Origin of the sequence: Vibrio scophthalmi LMG 19158 (assembly GCF_000222585.1) — a bacterium.
Lineage (GTDB): Bacteria > Pseudomonadota > Gammaproteobacteria > Enterobacterales > Vibrionaceae > Vibrio > Vibrio scophthalmi.
The window spans coordinates 107,843-125,981 of record NZ_AFWE01000040.1 but is presented as its reverse complement, the minus strand read 5'-3'; the positions used below and the strand labels follow the sequence as shown (position 1 = coordinate 125,981).

14 protein-coding genes and 1 pseudogene are annotated in these 18,139 nt (G+C 45.6%); 7 read left to right on the top strand and 8 right to left on the bottom strand.

Annotation, left to right across the window (positions count from 1 at the left end; all coding sequences use genetic code 11):
- Positions 1–24 precede the first annotated feature (24 nt).
- From gluQRS to panC, 5 genes are all read left to right on the top strand, one after another.
- Complete coding sequence (gluQRS, locus tag RH88_RS02380) at positions 25–915, top strand: tRNA glutamyl-Q(34) synthetase GluQRS (protein ID WP_005593203.1); 891 nt, start codon at positions 25–27, stop codon at positions 913–915.
- Between the two features lie 85 nt (positions 916–1,000).
- Positions 1,001–2,377 carry a polynucleotide adenylyltransferase PcnB gene (pcnB, locus tag RH88_RS02375; RefSeq protein ID WP_005593201.1) on the top strand — a complete coding sequence of 459 codons (1,377 nt, stop codon included), beginning with the start codon at positions 1,001–1,003 and terminating at the stop codon, positions 2,375–2,377.
- Positions 2,374–2,859: a 2-amino-4-hydroxy-6-hydroxymethyldihydropteridine diphosphokinase gene (folK, locus tag RH88_RS02370; protein WP_005593199.1), complete on the top strand. Its 486-nt coding sequence runs from the start codon at positions 2,374–2,376 to the stop codon at positions 2,857–2,859. The genes pcnB and folK overlap by 4 nt, the downstream gene beginning before the upstream one ends.
- 23 nt (positions 2,860–2,882) lie before the next feature.
- Positions 2,883–3,677, top strand: a complete 795-nt coding sequence (gene panB, locus RH88_RS02365) for a 3-methyl-2-oxobutanoate hydroxymethyltransferase (protein WP_005593198.1) — start codon at positions 2,883–2,885, stop codon at positions 3,675–3,677.
- An 11-nt stretch (positions 3,678–3,688) separates the two neighbouring features.
- Positions 3,689–4,591, top strand: coding sequence for a pantoate--beta-alanine ligase (panC, locus tag RH88_RS02360; protein ID WP_005593197.1), 903 nt, complete (start codon positions 3,689–3,691; stop codon positions 4,589–4,591).
- 165 nt (positions 4,592–4,756) lie between these two features.
- On the opposite strand, the gene RH88_RS02355 is transcribed toward panC, so the two are convergent.
- The 3 genes from RH88_RS02355 to RH88_RS02345 all read right to left on the bottom strand — a co-directional run bounded on the left by RH88_RS02355 (position 4,757) and on the right by RH88_RS02345 (position 8,326).
- Entirely contained in the window at positions 4,757–5,527 is a 771-nt protein-coding gene (locus RH88_RS02355) for an ABC transporter permease (protein ID WP_005593196.1), read from the bottom strand.
- Position 5,528: 1 nt separating this feature from the next.
- Positions 5,529–6,452 carry an ABC transporter ATP-binding protein gene (locus RH88_RS02350; protein ID WP_005593195.1) on the bottom strand — a complete coding sequence of 308 codons (924 nt, stop codon included), beginning with the start codon at positions 6,450–6,452 and terminating at the stop codon, positions 5,529–5,531.
- Positions 6,453–6,652: 200 nt separating this feature from the next.
- The gene (locus RH88_RS02345) at positions 6,653–8,326 is read right to left on the bottom strand and encodes a SulP family inorganic anion transporter (protein ID WP_005593194.1); all 1,674 of its coding nucleotides are present in this window, start codon (positions 8,324–8,326) and stop codon (positions 6,653–6,655) included.
- Between the two features lie 245 nt (positions 8,327–8,571).
- Here RH88_RS02345 and can point away from each other — a divergent pair, with 245 nt between their 5' ends.
- Positions 8,572–9,240: a carbonate dehydratase gene (gene can, locus RH88_RS02340; protein WP_005593193.1), complete on the top strand. Its 669-nt coding sequence runs from the start codon at positions 8,572–8,574 to the stop codon at positions 9,238–9,240.
- Positions 9,241–9,339: 99 nt separating this feature from the next.
- Here can and hpt read toward each other — a convergent pair whose 3' ends face one another.
- Positions 9,340–9,870 (bottom strand): hypoxanthine phosphoribosyltransferase, encoded by a 531-nt coding sequence (gene hpt, locus RH88_RS02335; protein WP_005593192.1) that lies wholly within the window; start codon positions 9,868–9,870, stop codon positions 9,340–9,342.
- A 407-nt stretch (positions 9,871–10,277) separates the two neighbouring features.
- Here hpt and RH88_RS02330 point away from each other — a divergent pair, with 407 nt between their 5' ends.
- Positions 10,278–10,892, top strand: coding sequence for a LuxR/HapR/OpaR family quorum-sensing transcriptional regulator (locus tag RH88_RS02330; RefSeq protein ID WP_005593191.1), 615 nt, complete (start codon positions 10,278–10,280; stop codon positions 10,890–10,892).
- A gap of 99 nt (positions 10,893–10,991) precedes the next feature.
- On the opposite strand, the gene lpdA is transcribed toward RH88_RS02330, so the two are convergent.
- From lpdA to pdhR, 4 genes and pseudogenes are all read right to left on the bottom strand, one after another.
- Positions 10,992–12,422 carry a dihydrolipoyl dehydrogenase gene (gene lpdA, locus RH88_RS02325; protein ID WP_005593190.1) on the bottom strand — a complete coding sequence of 477 codons (1,431 nt, stop codon included), beginning with the start codon at positions 12,420–12,422 and terminating at the stop codon, positions 10,992–10,994.
- Between the two features lie 282 nt (positions 12,423–12,704).
- A pseudogene (aceF, locus tag RH88_RS02320) lies at positions 12,705–14,610 on the bottom strand (pyruvate dehydrogenase complex dihydrolipoyllysine-residue acetyltransferase).
- 29 nt (positions 14,611–14,639) lie between these two features.
- Complete coding sequence (gene aceE, locus RH88_RS02315; RefSeq protein WP_005593189.1) at positions 14,640–17,303, bottom strand: pyruvate dehydrogenase (acetyl-transferring), homodimeric type; 2,664 nt, start codon at positions 17,301–17,303, stop codon at positions 14,640–14,642.
- A 31-nt stretch (positions 17,304–17,334) separates the two neighbouring features.
- On the bottom strand, positions 17,335–18,099 hold the full coding sequence (gene pdhR / locus RH88_RS02310) for a pyruvate dehydrogenase complex transcriptional repressor PdhR (protein WP_005593188.1): 765 nt from the start codon (positions 18,097–18,099) through the stop codon (positions 17,335–17,337).
- Positions 18,100–18,139 lie beyond the last annotated feature (40 nt).

The following is an 18,139-nucleotide window of genomic DNA, read 5'->3' as shown; positions in this document are numbered from 1 at the left end:
TTCACTTCTTTGTTCGGTTTCATTATGAGTTACATCGGTCGCTTCGCTCCCTCCCCTTCTGGCCCGCTTCACTTTGGCTCTTTAGTGGCCGCTCTGGGCAGTTATTTTCAAGCCAAAGCCCATCAAGGCCAGTGGTTAGTCAGAATTGAAGATATTGACCCACCCAGAGAAATGGTGGGCGCGTCAGATCTCATTTTGCGCACGTTAGAGGCTTATCAACTGCATTGGGATGGTGAAGTGGTTTACCAAAGCCAACGTCATCAGCTCTACCAAGATCAAATCGAGCAATGGCTCGCGAGTGGTCAGGCTTACTATTGCCAATGCAGTCGAAAAGAGATCAAACAAGCAGGTGGGTTTTACTTAGGCACCTGCCGCGATCTGAAACTCTCTGCCACAACACCTTGTGCGATTCGCCTACGCATGACAAAACCTGTGTACGATTTCGTCGACCAAAAGCATGGTCTGCTGACGATTCCGACCACTCTGGCTGATGAAGATTTTATTATAAAGCGTCGTGATGGCTTATTTGCTTACAACCTTGCGGTAGTATTGGATGATATTGACCAAGGGATCACTCAAGTGGTGCGAGGGGCAGACTTGATTGAACCGACTGGACGTCAAATCAGTCTCTATAAAATGTTAGGCAAAACCCCTGTTAGCTATCTTCACCTGCCTTTAGCATTGGGTGAGAATGGTCAAAAATTATCAAAACAAAATCATGCTCCTGCGGTAGACAATCTCAATCCTAAGCCCGCATTATTAGAAGCAATGCACTTTTTAGGCTTTGATTTAGAAAAAGATTTAGCAAACGCTTCCTTAGCAGAAATCATCCATTGGGGCGTACAAAATTGGCATACTAAGCAGCTACCTAATACAACAGAGATCACGCCGAGATTCTCAAATCGGCCTTGTTAAGCTATTATTAGCCGCAAATTCGCCCTTGGGCGCCAGAATTTAATGGAAACAGAAGCGGTTTAATGACCGATTTTGTCAAAAGCACATGAATAAAAACGACTATACACCAAGCGAGCTAACTAGCTTTCCGGAGCTCGCTCTAAATATTATTACTCGAGAAGAGCACAATATTTCGCGCAAGCAAATCAGTGACAATGCACTGAAGGTGCTATACCGACTTCATGGTGCAGGCTTTGATGCATTTCTTGTTGGCGGCGGCGTGCGCGACTTATTATTAGGTCACTCGCCAAAAGATTTTGATATCGCAACCAATGCGACGCCAGAGCAGATTCGCCATTTGTTTAAAAACTGCCGCCTAATTGGCCGCCGTTTCCGCTTAGCGCACATTATGTTTGGCCGCGATATTATCGAAGTCGCGACTTTCCGTGGTCACCACCAAGAGCCAAGCAAAAATGTCGCAATGCAATCAAAAGAAGGCATGCTGCTACGCGATAACGTCTATGGCACCATTGATGAAGATGCAGAGCGCCGTGATTTCACCATCAATGCGATGTATTACAACATTGGTAACTTTGCCATTCACGATTACGCTCGCGGCAATGAAGACCTCGAAGACAAACTGGTCCGACTAATCGGTGATCCAGAAACGCGTTACCGTGAAGATCCGGTACGTATGTTGCGCGCGATCCGCTTTGCCGTAAAACTTGATTTTGATATCGAAGAAGATACCGCAGCGCCAATCGAAGAGTTAGCGCACCTGTTAAAAGAGATCCCTTCAGCGCGTTTGTACGAAGAGTCGCTTAAAATGCTACAAACTGGCTACGGCCTTGAGACGTACCATTTAATGCGTGAATACAACCTCTTCCAACCGCTATTCCCAACGGTATCGGAATTCTTCACTGAAGAGTACGATTCACCAGCGGAACAGATGCTTGATCTCGTTTTAGATTCAACCGACCAACGAGTTGAAGAAGGTAAACGCATTAACCCTGCATTTATGTTTGCGGCCATGCTGTGGTACCCACTGCAAGCGAAAGCAAAAGAGCTAATGGAAACTCGTAAACTGTGTGATTACGATGCCATGATGGAAGCAAGTAACATCATCCTTGATGAGCAAGTGCGCACCATCGCGATTCCTCGCCGTCATACCGCAACCATTCGCGAAATTTGGCAACTGCAATTACGCTTGCCTCGTCGCAACGGTAAACGCGCTTTCCGTTTAATGGAGCTCAACAAGTTCCGTGCAGGTTACGATTTCTTAGAAATGCGCGCTGAAATCGAAGGTGGCGAAACCGAAAAACTGGCAAAATGGTGGAACACTTTCCAAAATGCCGGTCGTAATATTCGCCAAGAAATGGCCGCAGAATTAGACAGCGAGCCAGCGGCGAAAAGCGGCCAACGTCGCCGTAAGAGCAACAACCGCAATCGACGTAATACGCGTAAAAGCAGCAACGCATCATGATCACCGCCTATATTGCTGTCGGCAGTAATATGGCTGATCCTGTTGCACAAGCGAATGTCGCGATTGAGGCGCTAAAACAGCTGCCTAGATCAGAGTTTGTTCAGGCCTCAATGCTCTATAGTAGCACGCCAATGGGGCCACAAAATCAACCTGATTACATCAATGCGGTCGTGGCTATTCAAACCGAATTAACGCCAATTGAACTGCTCGATTGCACCCAAGCAATTGAACAAGAACAAGGGCGTGTCCGTAAAGAAGAGCGCTGGGGACCAAGAACCTTAGATCTCGACATTATTCTTTATGGCAATGAGGAAATCGATTCCGAGCGATTAACCGTTCCACATTATGGAATGCGTGATAGAGAGTTTGTGCTCTATCCGCTTGCTGAAATCGCCCCTAATTTAACGCTCCCTGACGGGACTGAGCTTGCACAACTGCTACAAAAAGTTGACCGCAATGGACTCAGAATTTGGCACTCATAGCCAGCTCCTATTAAGGATAATTAATGAAAAAAATTACCATCAACGATCTTATTAAGTGGAAACAAGAAGGTCGTAAATTTGCCTCTTCTACAGCGTATGACGCAAGCTTTGCTCAACTATTCGAGCAACAAGAAATGCCTGTCCTGCTGGTCGGTGATTCGCTCGGTATGGTGCTACAAGGCCAATCAAGCACATTACCTGTCACGGTAGAAGATATTGCTTACCACACGCGCTGTGTGCGTGCTGGCAGCCCAAATTGCTTACTTATGGCTGATATGCCATTCATGAGTTACGCAACGCCTGAGCAAGCTTGTGAAAGCGCAGGCCAGCTGATGCGTGCTGGTGCCAACATGGTCAAGCTTGAAGGTGGTGATTGGTTAGTTGATACCGTAAAAATGCTGACTGAGCGCGCTGTACCTGTGTGTGCTCACCTAGGTTTAACCCCTCAATCAGTCAACATTTTCGGTGGTTTCAAAGTTCAAGGTCGTGAGCAAGAAAAAGCTGACCGTATGGTACGTGACGCTCTTGCTCTGCAAGAAGCAGGCGCACAAATTGTGTTGCTTGAATGTGTACCGCAAGAACTAGCAGCACGCATTACCGAAGTGCTCGATGTTCCTGTGATTGGTATTGGTGCAGGCAACGTGACAGATGGTCAGATCCTTGTGATGCATGACATGTTCGGCATTGCAGCGAACTACATGCCTAAATTCTCGAAAAACTTCCTAGCTGAAACTGGCGATATGCGCAAAGCCGTAACTAAATACATCGATGATGTAGCCAGTGCCGCATTCCCAGATGAAGCTCATACGATTGCCTAGAGGATATCATCATGCAAACATTTGCTGACATTTCAGCTCTACGCGAGCAGATCAAACAGTATAAGCGTGACGGTCGCAAAGTCGCTTTTGTCCCAACCATGGGCAACCTTCACGAAGGTCACCTCACGCTGGTTCGTAAAGCACGTGAATACGCTGATATCGTGGTAGTGAGTATCTTCGTCAACCCAATGCAATTTGAGCGCGCAGATGACCTTAATAATTATCCTCGCACTCTAGAAGACGACTTAAACAAGCTCAATGGCGAAGGTGTCGAGTTGGTTTTTACCCCAACACCTGAAACCATCTACCCTGAAGGTTTAGAAAGCCAAACATCGGTTGATGTGCCAGTACTGTCAACCATGCTTGAAGGTGCGTCTCGTCCTGGTCACTTCCGTGGCGTATCGACCATCGTGACGAAGCTTTTCAACATCGTTCAACCAAACATAGCTTGTTTTGGTGAGAAAGATTTCCAACAACTGGCGATCATCCGCAAGATGGTGGAAGACTTGGCGATGGATATCGAAATCATCGGTGTTCCAACCGTACGTGAAATGGATGGCTTAGCCATGAGTTCACGCAACGGCCTGCTCACTCTCGACGAACGTCAACGTGCCCCTGTTTTAGCTCGTACTATGCGTTGGATCAGTAGTGCGATGCGCGGTGGCCGTGATGATTACGCCTCAGTGATTGAAGATGCCAGCGACCAACTACGCGCTGCCGGCTTACAACCGGATGAAATCTTCATTCGTGATGCTCGCACACTACAAACCATCACAGCAGAAACCACTCAAGCTGTGATTCTGATGTCAGCTTTCCTAGGTAAAGCTCGCCTAATTGATAACCAAACGGTTGAGATGGCGACTGAAGCGAAAGAAGAGGCTGATACTAGCGAAGAGAACTCTCCAGAGAGTTAGGCTCAACCGCTAGCGACAGGCATAAAACAAAAAAGGTTGGCACATGCCAACCTTTTTTATGAGTGTTCAATTAGAAACAGCAAAGCTTTGAGAATCTAAAAACACCTCGTAACTAACCACCTTACTTCTCTAGCGAAGCGCTCTACCCTCTCGCTTCTTCACACCCTACGAACGTAAGCCAATGCCTTTAGTCACTAGGTAATGAGCAATCGCGTACAATACGACAACAAACACTCCCAGCACACCAAATGAAGTGACAATGCCAACATCGGAAACACCCAAAAAGCCGTAGCGGAACGCATTGACCATATAGACGATAGGGTTAATCTTCGAAATGCCCTGCCAAAACTCAGGCAACAAACTGATCGAGTAAAACACGCCACCCAAATAGGTTAGAGGTGTCAGTACGAAGGTTGGGATGATTGAGATATCATCAAACGTGCGCGCATAGACTGCATTAATCAAGCCACCCAAAGAAAAAACCACTGAAGTCAAAAAGACGGTAGCAATGATAATGCCCCAATGATCCACTTGTAGGTCAACAAAAAACAGCGACACAAACGTCACGATTGTCCCCACCAGCAAGCCCCGCACCACGCCGCCCATGACAAAGCCAAGAATGATGACGTAGTTTGGTACTGGTGCAACCAATAGCTCTTCAATATTGCGTTGGAACTTAGAGCTGAAGAACGACGATGCAACATTGGAATATGAGTTGGTGATCACCGACATCATGATCAAACCCGGTACGATATATTCCATATAGCTAAAACCGTTCATTTCGCCAATGCGTGAACCGATTAAGTTACCAAAGATAATAAAATAGAGCGTCATCGTGATCGCTGGTGGAACAAGAGTTTGAACCCAAATTCGCGTAAAACGATTGATTTCTTTAGTCAATAAGCTACAAAAAGCCGTCCAGTAAAGTTGATACATATTATTCGCCTCGGCTTTGTTGCTGAACAATGCTGACAAACAGCTCTTCCAATCGATTAGCTTTATTGCGCATCGACATCACCTGAACACCTTGCTCACTCAACTGAGCAAACACATGGTTAAGTCCTTTATTCTTGGCAATTTCAATTTCAAGCGAGCCATTGATTTCATGTTGAGAAATGACCCCTTCTAACTCTGGAAGAGTTTGCTCCGTATCGACATCCAGAATAAACGTTTCCACATCCAGTTTAGAGAGCAACGCCTTCATCGAGGTGTTTTCAATCAACTCACCACGATTGATAATACCGATGTTACGACACAGCATTTCTGCCTCTTCAAGATAGTGTGTGGTCAAAATAATCGTAATACCTTGCTCTGAATTGATCTCTTTGAGGAATTCCCACATTGAGCGGCGCAATTCAATATCCACCCCTGCGGTTGGTTCATCGAGGATCAGAAGTTGTGGCTCATGCATCAAGGCACGCGCGATCATCAAACGACGCTTCATACCACCAGAAAGGTTACGCGCGCGCTCTTTGCGCTTTTCCCACAAGTCTAACTTGGTCAGATATTTTTCAGCGCGTTGCTTAGCAAGCGACTTGGCAACGCCATAGTAACCCGCTTGCTGCAGTACGATTTGTTCAACCGTTTCAAACGGATTAAAGTTAAATTCTTGCGGTACCAAACCAAGATTCTGCTTTGCTCGTTCAAGATCGCTATCGATATCAAAGCCAAAAATTTTAACCTTGCCTGAACTCTTATTTACCAACGAGGAAATAACCCCAATCGTGGTTGATTTACCCGCGCCGTTCGGCCCGAGTAAAGCGTAAAAATCCCCTTTTTCCACATTCAGGCTAACACCTTTCAATGCTTCAAATCCGCCAGCATAAGTCTTTCTTAGCTGATCTATTTCTAATGCGTACATAATCGCTCGCTTGTTGTGACCAACCGCTTTTCGATGACAAAGCGGTTAGCGACTATCAATTTCAAATCAGTTTATCGTCGAATAACGATGATTACAAATAAACCTTTCGAATAAGTTCGAAACATTTAGCCTAGCGATAAATAAAAAGACCGTAAGATCTCTCTTACGGCCTCAATTAAATCACTAATCTATTGGTCAAATTAAACGGTAATCATCTGATGTTCATCCGTTTCAACATGTTTAATCGCAGCACGTAGCGCTTCGTAACGGAACGAGTATATGTTTTGCCCCGGCACTAAATCGAGAATGTGGAATTTCTCTAATTGCTGCCAAATCTGTTTATTCGGACAGAGTAAATACACCGCACAATGAGCATCAAGCGCATCGTTAATCGCATTTTCCAATGCCAGACCAACGGTGACATCAATCATCGGCACATCGGTCAGATCAAGAATCATCGCTTCATATTCATCAATACTGCTGTGCTGACGAGAAATCGCTTTCGAGACACTAAAAATCATCGGCCCTGACAGATAGAAAAACAGTACCTTGCCATTTGCTTGGTCAAGTAAGCCACGTTCACTTTCCGTCAGTGGTACATCGTCTTCATCAGCATCACTGATGGCTTTAACTTGGCGCGCCTGCTCACGGCTCAAGCGTTCAATGATGATAATATTGGAAATGAAAACCCCCAATCCCACCGCAGCAATCAAATCAACAAACACCGTCAGTAGCATCACGCCGTACATGATCGCCATACCCTGCACACTCACTTTGTGTGCTCGTTGAATAAAACTCCAATCAAGGATGTTAAAACCAACATAGACCGCAATACCGGCCAGCACCGCCATTGGAATCGGCTCGGTTAAGCCCCCCGCGACAAGGACCACCAATGCCAGCATCAATGCACGAATCACCCCAGAAAGTGGCGAGCGTGCTCCAACTTGAATATTGGTCACCGTGCCCATGGTGGCACCTGCCCCTGGCAATGCGCCAAACAAGCCAGAGAGCATATTCGCAAGGCCTTGACCACGCAGCTCTTTATCAGAGTCATGCTCTTTTCGAGTTAATGAATCACCGATAACCGCCGTCAATAAAGTATCAATACAGCCCAATGTTCCCAGCACCAAGGCATCAATCACCATGGTGGTAAACATTTCTGTATTAATGTGCGGCACGACTAACGAAGGCAACCCGGCAGGGATTTCACCAATGCGGCGAATCGCATCGTTATCAAACAAAATAACCGAGAGTAACGTCACCGCAACTAATGCAACTAATTGGGCAGGCACGTATTTGCGGTATTTCGATGGAAAGAAAAATAAAATTCCGAGCGTTAGCGCGCCCAAAAACAGTTCACCAAATTTCACGTTAGCCAATGTATCGGGCAATGCAGACAAAGTGCCCATCACCCCGCCAGAGGGCGCTGCGTGGCCTAATAACGGCGAGAGTTGCAAAATAATAAGAATAACGCCAATCCCCGACATAAATCCGGAAATCACGCTATATGGCATCAAAGTGACGTATTTTCCCAGCTTTAACGTACCGAGTAATACTTGAAAAGCACCGGCCATCATCACTACGGTAAACGTCATCGCCATACCTGTCTCTGGGTACTTAGCCATCATGCTGGTCAATACCGCAGTCATGATCACTGTCATTGGGCCTGTTGGTTCTGAGATCAGCGTTGATGAGCCACCAAACAGTGCCGCAAACAAACCAACCATGATCGCGCCCCACAAGCCAGCTTCAGCCCCGGCTCCGGAGGCAACACCAAATGCCAGCGCCAATGGCAAAGAGATGATAGCGGTCGTCACACCACCAAACAGATCTCCCTTCAAATTGATCTCTTTAAAACGATCTCCAAACAACATATCGCTCCCTGCAATAGTAAACAGCCAAACCGATTTATATTACCAAACGTTACTAGCGATACGACAGTGTTAATTACATCACACACCTATAACAACTGATAGATTTGGCATAAAAATGACTAAGTTTATGATTTTGACTACAGCAACACGTCAGATGAGTGCATTTTCATGCATTTTTTTAGAGAATGGCTTTGTAACATTGTGTATATTGTTGAGCAGAAACTTTAGGGATATAAGTAACGACAATGCCGAAAATGAAACAGTTGTTCGACAATAACTCGAAATGGTCTGAAGAAATCAAATCAGAACGACCTGAATATTTTACCCGACTTGCGGAAGGGCAAAAGCCTGACTTTCTCTGGATTGGTTGTTCTGACAGCCGCGTACCAGCAGAACGTTTAACCGGATTATTTTCTGGCGAGTTGTTTGTACACCGTAATGTAGCAAACCTCGTAGTGCATACAGATCTTAACTGCCTATCTGTGGTGCAGTACGCAGTGGATGTGTTGAAAATCAAACACATCATTATCTGTGGTCACTATGGCTGTGGTGGTGTCAATGCAGCGATTGATAACCCGCAATTGGGTCTGATCAATAACTGGTTGTTGCACATCCGCGATATCTATTTCAAACACCGCGCTTACCTTGACCAAATGTCTGAAGCAGATAAAGCCGATAAACTGGGTGAGATCAACGTAGCAGAGCAAGTGTATAACTTAGGCAACTCAACCATCATTCAAAATGCATGGGAACGCGGTCAAGAAGTTGAAATTCACGGTGTGGTTTATGGTATTGATGATGGGCGTTTGCAATATCTAGGTAATCGCTCCAACTCGAAAGAATCAGTAGAAGCTTCTTACCTCTCTTCATTGGAAGCGATTCTTAACCCTGATTTCAAACTGCTGTGTCGCTAATCGCTCAGCTTATACAGATGAATACATAGCAAAAAGCCCACCACGTTACCGTGATGGGCTTTTTTAATCTTTCCACTCAAGCATTATTAAGCCATTGGCTTATTCTTGAGGAACCACTTTACCGATGTATGGTAGGTGACGGTATTTTTGGGCGTAATCGATACCCACACCAACAACGAATTCATCTGGAATTTCAAAACCAATCCACTGTACTGGTACATCGACTTCGCGACGAGAAGGCTTATCTAGTAAGGTACAGATTTCAATCGACTTTGGCTCACGTAGCGAAAGGATTTCGCGAACTTTGTTCAGCGTGTTACCCGTATCGATAATGTCTTCAACCAGCAGCACGTCTTTGCCTTTGATGTCATCATCAAGGTCTTTAAGGATGCGTACGTCGCGCGAGCTTTCCATGGTGTTGCCATAGCTAGACGCAGTCATGAAATCAACTTGGTGAGTAAGTTCGATAGCACGTGCAAGGTCAGCCATAAAGACAAAAGAACCACGTAGTAGACCAACCAAGACAAGATCTTCACTGCCTTGATAATGAGCCGTGATCTGTTTACCTAATTCACGCACACGTTCCTGAACTTCCTGCTCAGAAATCATTACTTCTATTGTATGTTTCATACCACTCTCGCTTGTCATTTTTAGCGTCTAATAATAGTAGCTCAGACACCGTTGGGCGTTTGCAAGCGCGTAGTTTAACACCAGCACAGAAAGAGAATAAACCTCAAGCGACTACAATTCTCTGAAACAAGCGAAAAACAGTATGACCTTTCGCACGTTACTAACAAAATTGATTATTAAGTGTACTGAAAATGTTGACCCTAACCATATGCACCATTACACTCATAAGCGCGATATACAATTAATAAAATACTAATTAGGGCAAAGCCCATTTACTAAGATGCGCCTTATTTTCCGGGGTCAGCAGTACTCTTATTCCATTGATATCGCTCAAATTGAATAAGAGAACCTAAGAATGATGATGTGCATGGATGTAATCAACTCATTTGGCAAGGATTTAAATTAATATGGACTCTATAGCAAAAAGACCCCGCACCCGACTCTCGCCCAAAAAACGTAAGCAACAGCTGATGGATATTTCTCTGGATGTATTTGCGCGCCGTGGGATTGGTCGTGGTGGTCATGCCGATATTGCGGAAATTGCACAAGTATCGGTCGCCACGGTATTCAACTACTTCCCAACACGTGAAGACTTAGTCGATGATGTACTGAACTATGTGGTACGTCAGTTCTCTAATTTTCTTTCAGACAATATCGACCTAGATTTACACGCCAAACAAAACCTCGCGAATTTGACATCAGAGATGGTTAATCTCATCGCTGAAGATTGTCATTGGCTTAAAGTGTGGTTTGAGTGGAGCGCGTCAACCCGTGATGAAGTCTGGCCACTGTTTGTTAGCACCAACCGAACTAACCAGTTATTAGTGCAAAACATGTTTATCAAAGCGATGGAGCGCGGCGAAGTGTGTAACGATCATGATCCTGCTGATCTTGCAACGCTATTCCACGGCATTTGTTATTCACTGTTTGTGCAAGCTAACCGCCACACCGATGAACAAGCGATGTTGAAACTAGCGGACAGCTATCTAAACATGTTGTGTATTTATAAAGAAGAAGCGTAATTCCTCTCACAGGTGAAACTCATCACCGAAGAGCAATGAAAAGATTCAACGCAAAAAAAACCGCAGCCTAGGCTGCGGTTTCTATTTATCAGTTAAGAATTACTTTTTCTTTTTCACTGCTTTTTTGTTTGGCAGGTCAGTAATTGAACCTTCAAACACTTCCGCCGCTAGACCCACTGACTCATGTAGAGTTGGGTGAGCGTGGATAGTCAGTGCGATGTCTTCAGCGTCACAACCCATCTCGATTGCAAGGCCAATTTCACCGAGTAGTTCACCACCGTTAGTACCAACGATAGCACCACCAATGACGCGGTGAGTCTCTTTGTCGAAGATTAGCTTAGTCATACCGTCTGCACAGTCAGAGGCGATTGCACGACCTGATGCTGCCCATGGGAATGTCGCCACTTCGTACTTGATACCTTCCGCTTTTGCTTCTTTCTCAGTTTTACCAACCCATGCAACTTCTGGCTCAGTGTAAGCAATTGAAGGAATTACTTTAGGATCGAAGTAGTGCTTCTTACCAGAAATAACTTCTGCCGCTACGTGACCTTCATGCACACCTTTGTGCGCAAGCATTGGTTGGCCAACGATATCACCGATAGCAAAGATGTGCGGTACGTTAGTACGCATTTGCTTATCAACGTTGATAAAGCCGCGCTCATCAATTTCGATACCCGCTTTCGCGCCATCGATAAGAAGACCGTTTGGTACACGACCGATAGCAACAAGAACGGCATCGTAACGCTCAGCTTCTGCTGGCGCTTTTTTACCTTCCATTGAAACGTAGATACCATCTTCTTTCGCTTCAACTGCTGTTACTTTCGTTTCTAGCATCAAGTTGAATTTCTTCTCAATGCGTTTAGTGAATACTTTAACGATGTCTTTGTCTGCTGCTGGGATAACTTGGTCAAACATTTCAACCACGTCAACTTTAGAACCCAGTGAGTGGTAAACCGTACCCATCTCAAGACCGATGATACCACCACCCATGATAAGCAGTTTCTCAGGCACTTCTTTCAGCTCAAGTGCATCGGTTGAATCCCAAATACGTGGGTCTTCATGCGGAATGAACGGCAGTTTGATCGGACGAGAACCGGCAGCCACGATAGCGTTGTCAAAGTTAACTACTGTTGACTCGCCTTCGCCTTCGACAAGGATTGAGTTAGGTCCGGTGAATTTACCGTAGCCGTTTACAACCGTTACGTCACGCATCTTAGCCATACCGCTAAGACCGCCAGTCAGTTGGGTTACTACTTTTTCTTTCCACAAACGGATCTTGTTGATGTCAGTTTGCGGTTCGCCAAATACGATGCCGTGCTCAGAAAGTGCTTTTGCTTCTTCGATAACTTTCGATACGTGCAGTAGTGCTTTTGATGGGATACAACCTACGTTAAGGCAGACACCACCAAGAGTGCTGTAACGCTCAACTAACACAGTTTCAAGACCTAGGTCTGCACAACGGAAGGCAGCAGAGTAACCAGCAGGACCAGAACCAAGTACAACAACTTGGGCTTTAATTTCTTTGCTCATTTTGACCTCTTGTAGTCATTATCCCTAACAGGCTGAATGGGTATTGAGATTATTGTTTCAAACGTTTTTTATTGTTTTAAACAGCTTTTTCAGACCGTCAATAGTTTACAGAGATGTTAACGATGTGAAAAGTAATTCAATTTAGCCTGTGAGCTAGACAACAATTCGACTCTCTCTATGCGTGTAGCCATGACAATAGCAACAGCACAGAAGGATCCAATTATTTAAATATCTTTGATAGAAGAGGCGGCAAAAGTGCCGCCTCTGATTCGTCTTATCTAATTACAGAACGAGACGACGGATGTCTGATAGCGCGCTGTTTAGGTAAGTAATGAAACGCGCACCTTCAGCACCATCAATCACACGGTGATCGTATGATAGTGACAGTGGAAGTTGTAGACGCGGTTCAAACTCTTTACCGTTCCAAACAGGTTTGATTTCAGACTTAGACACACCAAGGATGCCTACTTCTGGTGCATTTACGATTGGCGTAAATGCAGTACCACCGATGCCACCTAGGCTCGAGATAGTGAAACAGCCACCTTGCATATCCGCAGCAGTCAGCTTGCCAGAACGTGCTTTCTTAGAGACAACCATTAGCTCTTCAGAAAGCTCGTAGATGCCTTTTTTGTTCACGTCTTTAAATACAGGAACAACCAGACCGTTTGGTGTATCAACTGCAATACCTACGTTCACGTATTTCTTCAGGATGATGCTTTCGCCATCGTCAGAAAGTGAAGAGTTAAATGCAGGGAACGCTTCTAGTGCTTTCGCAACGGCTTTCATGATGAACACAAGTGGTGTGATCTTCATGCCAGTGTCGTTCTTCGCTTCGATTGCGTTCTGCTCTTTACGGAATGCTTCTAGCTCAGTGATGTCAGCGTTATCCCACTGTGTAACGTGCGGGATCATTACCCAGTTACGGTGCAGGTTAGCGCCTGAAATCTTCTTGATCTTAGAAAGAGGCTTAACTTCTGTCTCACCAAACTTGCTGAAATCAACTTTTGGCCATGGTAGTAGACCAAGTGCAGAACCATCACCGCCTTTGCCTGCTGCCGCAGCACCAGACTCTAGACGTTTCAGTGCATCTTTAACGTAAGACTGTACGTCTTCTTTCAGGATACGGCTCTTACGACCAGACCCTTTAACTTTAGAAAGGTTTACGCCAAATTCACGAGCAAGACGACGAACCACTGGAGATGCGTGCGCGTAGTCACCGTTCTCTTGGAAGTCGCCAGTTGCTGCTGGAGCTTCTGCTTTAGGCGCCGCTGCAACAGGTGCTGCCGCTTGTGCTGGAGCTGCTTGAGCAACTGGAGCCGCTACTGGAGCTGCGCCTGCTACTTCAAAGACCATGATTAAAGAACCTGTGGTTACTTTATCGCCAGCTGCAATTTTGATCTCTTTGATGGTACCCGCGAATGGTGCTGGTACTTCCATCGATGCTTTGTCGCCTTCAACAGTGATTAGAGATTGCTCTTCTTCTACTGTATCGCCAACCGCTACCATGATTTCAGTGACTTCAACGTTCATCACCGCCGATGTCTGGAACGTGTACATCTTTTGCTGCCGACGCTGCTGGAGCCGCTGCAATTGGTGCTGCTGCCGCTGGAGCTACAGGTGCTGAACCCGCTGCTGCGCCAACTTCAAAGATCATCACAAGTGAGCCAGTTGATACTGAATCACCTACCGCGATTTTGATTTCTTTTAGTGTACCGGCAAATGGTGCTGGTACTTCCATAGAAGCTTTGTCGCCTTCAACGGTTAGAAGAGATTGCTCTTCTTCAATTGAGTCGCCAACTGCTACCATGATTTCAGTCACTTCAACTTCATCGCCACCAATGTCTGGTACGTGAACTTCTTTCAATTCGACTGCCGCTGCTGCCGCAGGAGCCGCTACTGGAGCCGCTTCAACCGCTGGAGCAGGTGCAGCTTGCGCTGCACCCTCGGCTTCGACATTCTCTTCAACGAATAGCATGATTAGAGAACCAGTAGAAACCGAGTCGCCAACAGCGATTTTGATTTCTTTAACGATACCCGCTTGAGATGCAGGAACTTCCATAGAAGCTTTATCGCCTTCAACTGTGATTAGAGACTGCTCTTCTTCAACCTTGTCGCCAACGCTTACAAGAATCTCAGTAACTTCAACCTCATCCGCACCGATGTCTGGTACATTAATTTCGATTGCCATTGCTTATCTACCTTTTAATTAAGCGTTGCTTATGCGTATTGTGGGTTAGTTTTTTCAGTATCGATGTTGAATTTCTTGATTGCTTCAACAACCACAGATTTATCCATATCGCCACGTTTCACAAGCTCAGTTAGAGCTGCAACTACCACATAACCTGCGTTCACTTCGAAGTGACGACGTAGGTTTTCACGGCTGTCTGAACGACCGAAGCCATCAGTACCCAACACTTTGTAAGACTCAGCTGGAACAAATGCACGTACTTGCTCAGCGTAGTTCTTCATGTAATCCGTCACTGCGATTGCAGGTTCGTTACCAAGAACCGTCGTGATGTACGGTACTTTCGCTTCTGCTTCAGGGTGTAGCATGTTGTCACGCTCTACCGCTTGGCCATCACGAGTTAGTTCGTTGAATGACGTTACAGAGAATACGTCAGACGCTACGCCGTAATCTTCACTTAGGATCTGTGCTGCTTTACGCGCTTCGTTCATGATAGTACCAGAGCTCATTAACTGAACTTTGCCTTTACTACCTGCGTAAGACTCAAGCTTGTAGATACCCTTACGAATGCCTTCTTCAGCGCCTTCTGGCATTGCTGGCATTGCGTAGTTTTCGTTCATTACTGTTAGGTAGTAGTAAACGTTCTCTTGGTTCTCACCGTACATGCGACGGATACCGTCTTGCATGATTACCGCTAGCTCGTAAGCAAACGTTGGATCGTAAGAGATACAGTTAGGTACAGTGTTCGCCATGATGTGCGAATGACCGTCTTCGTGCTGTAGACCTTCACCGTTTAGCGTTGTACGACCCGCTGTAGCACCTAGTAGGAAGCCACGAGCTTGTTGGTCACCTGCTAGCCATGCCATGTCACCAATACGTTGGAAACCGAACATTGAGTAGTAGATGTAGAATGGGATCATTGGTAGATCGTTGGTGCTGTATGACGTTGCGGCTGCAACCCAAGACGCCATTGAACCTAGCTCGTTGATACCTTCTTGTAGAACCTGACCTGAAGTCGCTTCTTTGTAGTAAGAGACTACACCGCGGTCTTCTGGCGTGTATTCTTGACCGTGTGGGTTGTAGATACCAACCTGACGGAATAGACCTTCCATACCGAATGTACGCGCTTCATCACAGATGATAGGAACGATGTTCTTACCAATGTTCTTATCTTTAAGCAGAATGTTTAGCGTACGTACATAAGCCATTGTGGTCGAGATTTCACGCTTTTGCTCACCAAGAAGCGGCGCGAATTCTTCTAGCTCAGGAACTTTGAATTCTTGAGTAAATTTAGGCAGACGCGCAGGTGTATAGCCGTGTAGAGCTTTACGACGAGCGTGTAAGTATTCGTATTCAGGCGTGCCTTCTTCCAGCTTCAAGTATGGAAGTTCTTTGATCTTCTCATCTGAAAGAATGTCTTCTAGACCTAGGCGATCACGTAGGTGTTGAACATGAGTCATGTCCATTTTCTTCACACCGTGCGCAATGTTCTTACCTTCTGCTGCATCACCCATACCGTAACCTTTTACTGTTTTCGCTAGGATTACAGTTGGTTTACCGTTGGTTTCTTTTGCATTGTTGAACGCAGCAAACAGTTTAGATGAATCATGACCACCACGCTTAAGTGCGAAGATTTCGTCATCGGTCATGTCTGCAACAAGTGCAGCTGTTTCTGGGTACTTACCAAAGAAGTGCTCACGTACGTATGCGCCATCTTTAGATTTGAACGTCTGGTAGTCACCATCGATCGTTTCGTTCATAAGTTGAAGAAGCTTACCAGTGGTGTCTTTTGCAAGTAGTGAATCCCAGTTGCTACCCCAAATAACTTTAACAACGTTCCAACCAGCGCCTTTAAATAGGCCTTCTAGTTCTTGGATGATGCTGCCGTTACCCATAACCGGGCCATCTAGGCGCTGTAGGTTACAGTTGATTAGGAAACATAGGTTGTCTAGTTTTTCACGTGCAGCGAACGAGATCGCACCGCGTGATTCTGGCTCATCCATCTCACCGTCACCTAGGAAGGCATAAACGCGTTGAGCTGAAGTTTGCTTAAGACCACGGCCATCAAGGTACTTCAAGAAGCGAGCTTGATAGATAGCTGAAATTGGACCTAGACCCATCGATACTGTTGGGAACTGCCAGAATTCAGGCATTAATTTAGGGTGTGGGTATGAAGGAATACCTTTACCATCGACTTCTTGACGGAAGTTATCTAGCTGTTCTTCAGTTAGACGGCCTTCAACGAATGCGCGCGAGTAGATACCTGGAGAGATATGACCTTGGTAGTACACCAAGTCACCACCGTCCGTCTCATTCGGAGCACGGAAGAAGTGGTTGAAACATACTTCGTAGAATGCTGCTGCAGACTGGTAAGAAGCCATGTGACCACCTAGGTCTAGGTCTTTCTTAGATGCGCGAAGTACAATCATGATCGCATTCCAGCGAATGATTGAACGAATACGACGCTCTAGCGTTGTATCACCTGGGTAAGCAGGTTCTTGCGCAGCTGGGATCGTATTGATGTAGTTTGTGTTGATACCTGTAGCCATATCAACGCCATCAAGACGAGCTTTATCCAAAACTTGCTCTAGTAAATATTGAGCGCGTTCTACACCTTCTTCACGTACAACTGATTCAAGCGCTTGCAGCCAATCTTGAGTTTCCAGTGCATCTACGTCATGCTTCATATCAGACATGCCGATCTATCCTTCTGTTGGTTGGATCTACTTATTCGTTACCCTGCTGAATTCGACGTAAAGAGCGCTCACGTCGAGACTCTTCACGAGTCAAATCCAACAATATTTCTTCGATATAAGCCAAATGGGAATGAGACATTTCACGCGCCTTTTCCGGCTGACCAGAAACAATCGCATCCACAATATTGGCTCGGTGCTTACTTACTTTCTCCACCACTTCTTGTCGGCGGTGCAGCAATTTCAAATTCTGTAAAATATTTTGCTCAAGTAATGGCGCTAAACTACGCACAATGTGCAGCAAAACCACATTGTGAGCAGCTTCAGTCAACGCAATTAGAAATTGCATTACCGCAGCAGCTTCAGCGGCGACGTCTTGCTTATCTTGTTGTGCACCAATGCCTTCTAATGAGGCTTGAATACGAGCAAAATCTTCATCAGTACCACGCAACGCTGCAAAATAAGCCGAAATACCTTCCATCGCATGGCGCGATTCGAGTAAATCTAATTGAGTTTCTGAATGGCTCGATAATAAATTTAGCAGAGGATCCGAAAAGCCCTTCCAAAGATTCTCACTGACAAATGTACCGCCGCCTTGACGACGAGTGAGAAGACGTTTGGCTTCCAAACGTTGGATAGCTTCACGGATCGAAGGACGAGAAACATCGAACTGTTTAGCCAGTTCGCGCTCTGGTGGCAATTGTTGCCCCGGAGACAGTGTTCCTTCTACTATCAACCTTTCAAGCTCTTGTTCTATTACATCAGAGAGCTTTGGCTGACGAATCCTTTGATAAGCCATAAATTATCGTTCTTTACTCTTTGCAGTTAATTGGTCATAC

Coding starts and splice junctions, on each gene's coding strand:
- gluQRS (WP_005593203.1), top strand. CDS start 25: ATGAGTTACATCGGTCGCTTCGCTCCCTCCCCTTCTGGCCCGCTTCAC.
- pcnB (WP_005593201.1), top strand. CDS start 1,001: ATGAATAAAAACGACTATACACCAAGCGAGCTAACTAGCTTTCCGGAG.
- folK (WP_005593199.1), top strand. CDS start 2,374: ATGATCACCGCCTATATTGCTGTCGGCAGTAATATGGCTGATCCTGTT.
- panB (WP_005593198.1), top strand. CDS start 2,883: ATGAAAAAAATTACCATCAACGATCTTATTAAGTGGAAACAAGAAGGT.
- panC (WP_005593197.1), top strand. CDS start 3,689: ATGCAAACATTTGCTGACATTTCAGCTCTACGCGAGCAGATCAAACAG.
- RH88_RS02355 (WP_005593196.1), bottom strand. CDS start 5,527: ATGTATCAACTTTACTGGACGGCTTTTTGTAGCTTATTGACTAAAGAA.
- RH88_RS02350 (WP_005593195.1), bottom strand. CDS start 6,452: ATGTACGCATTAGAAATAGATCAGCTAAGAAAGACTTATGCTGGCGGA.
- RH88_RS02345 (WP_005593194.1), bottom strand. CDS start 8,326: ATGTTGTTTGGAGATCGTTTTAAAGAGATCAATTTGAAGGGAGATCTG.
- can (WP_005593193.1), top strand. CDS start 8,572: ATGCCGAAAATGAAACAGTTGTTCGACAATAACTCGAAATGGTCTGAA.
- hpt (WP_005593192.1), bottom strand. CDS start 9,870: ATGAAACATACAATAGAAGTAATGATTTCTGAGCAGGAAGTTCAGGAA.
- RH88_RS02330 (WP_005593191.1), top strand. CDS start 10,278: ATGGACTCTATAGCAAAAAGACCCCGCACCCGACTCTCGCCCAAAAAA.
- lpdA (WP_005593190.1), bottom strand. CDS start 12,422: ATGAGCAAAGAAATTAAAGCCCAAGTTGTTGTACTTGGTTCTGGTCCT.
- aceE (WP_005593189.1), bottom strand. CDS start 17,303: ATGTCTGATATGAAGCATGACGTAGATGCACTGGAAACTCAAGATTGG.
- pdhR (WP_005593188.1), bottom strand. CDS start 18,099: ATGGCTTATCAAAGGATTCGTCAGCCAAAGCTCTCTGATGTAATAGAA.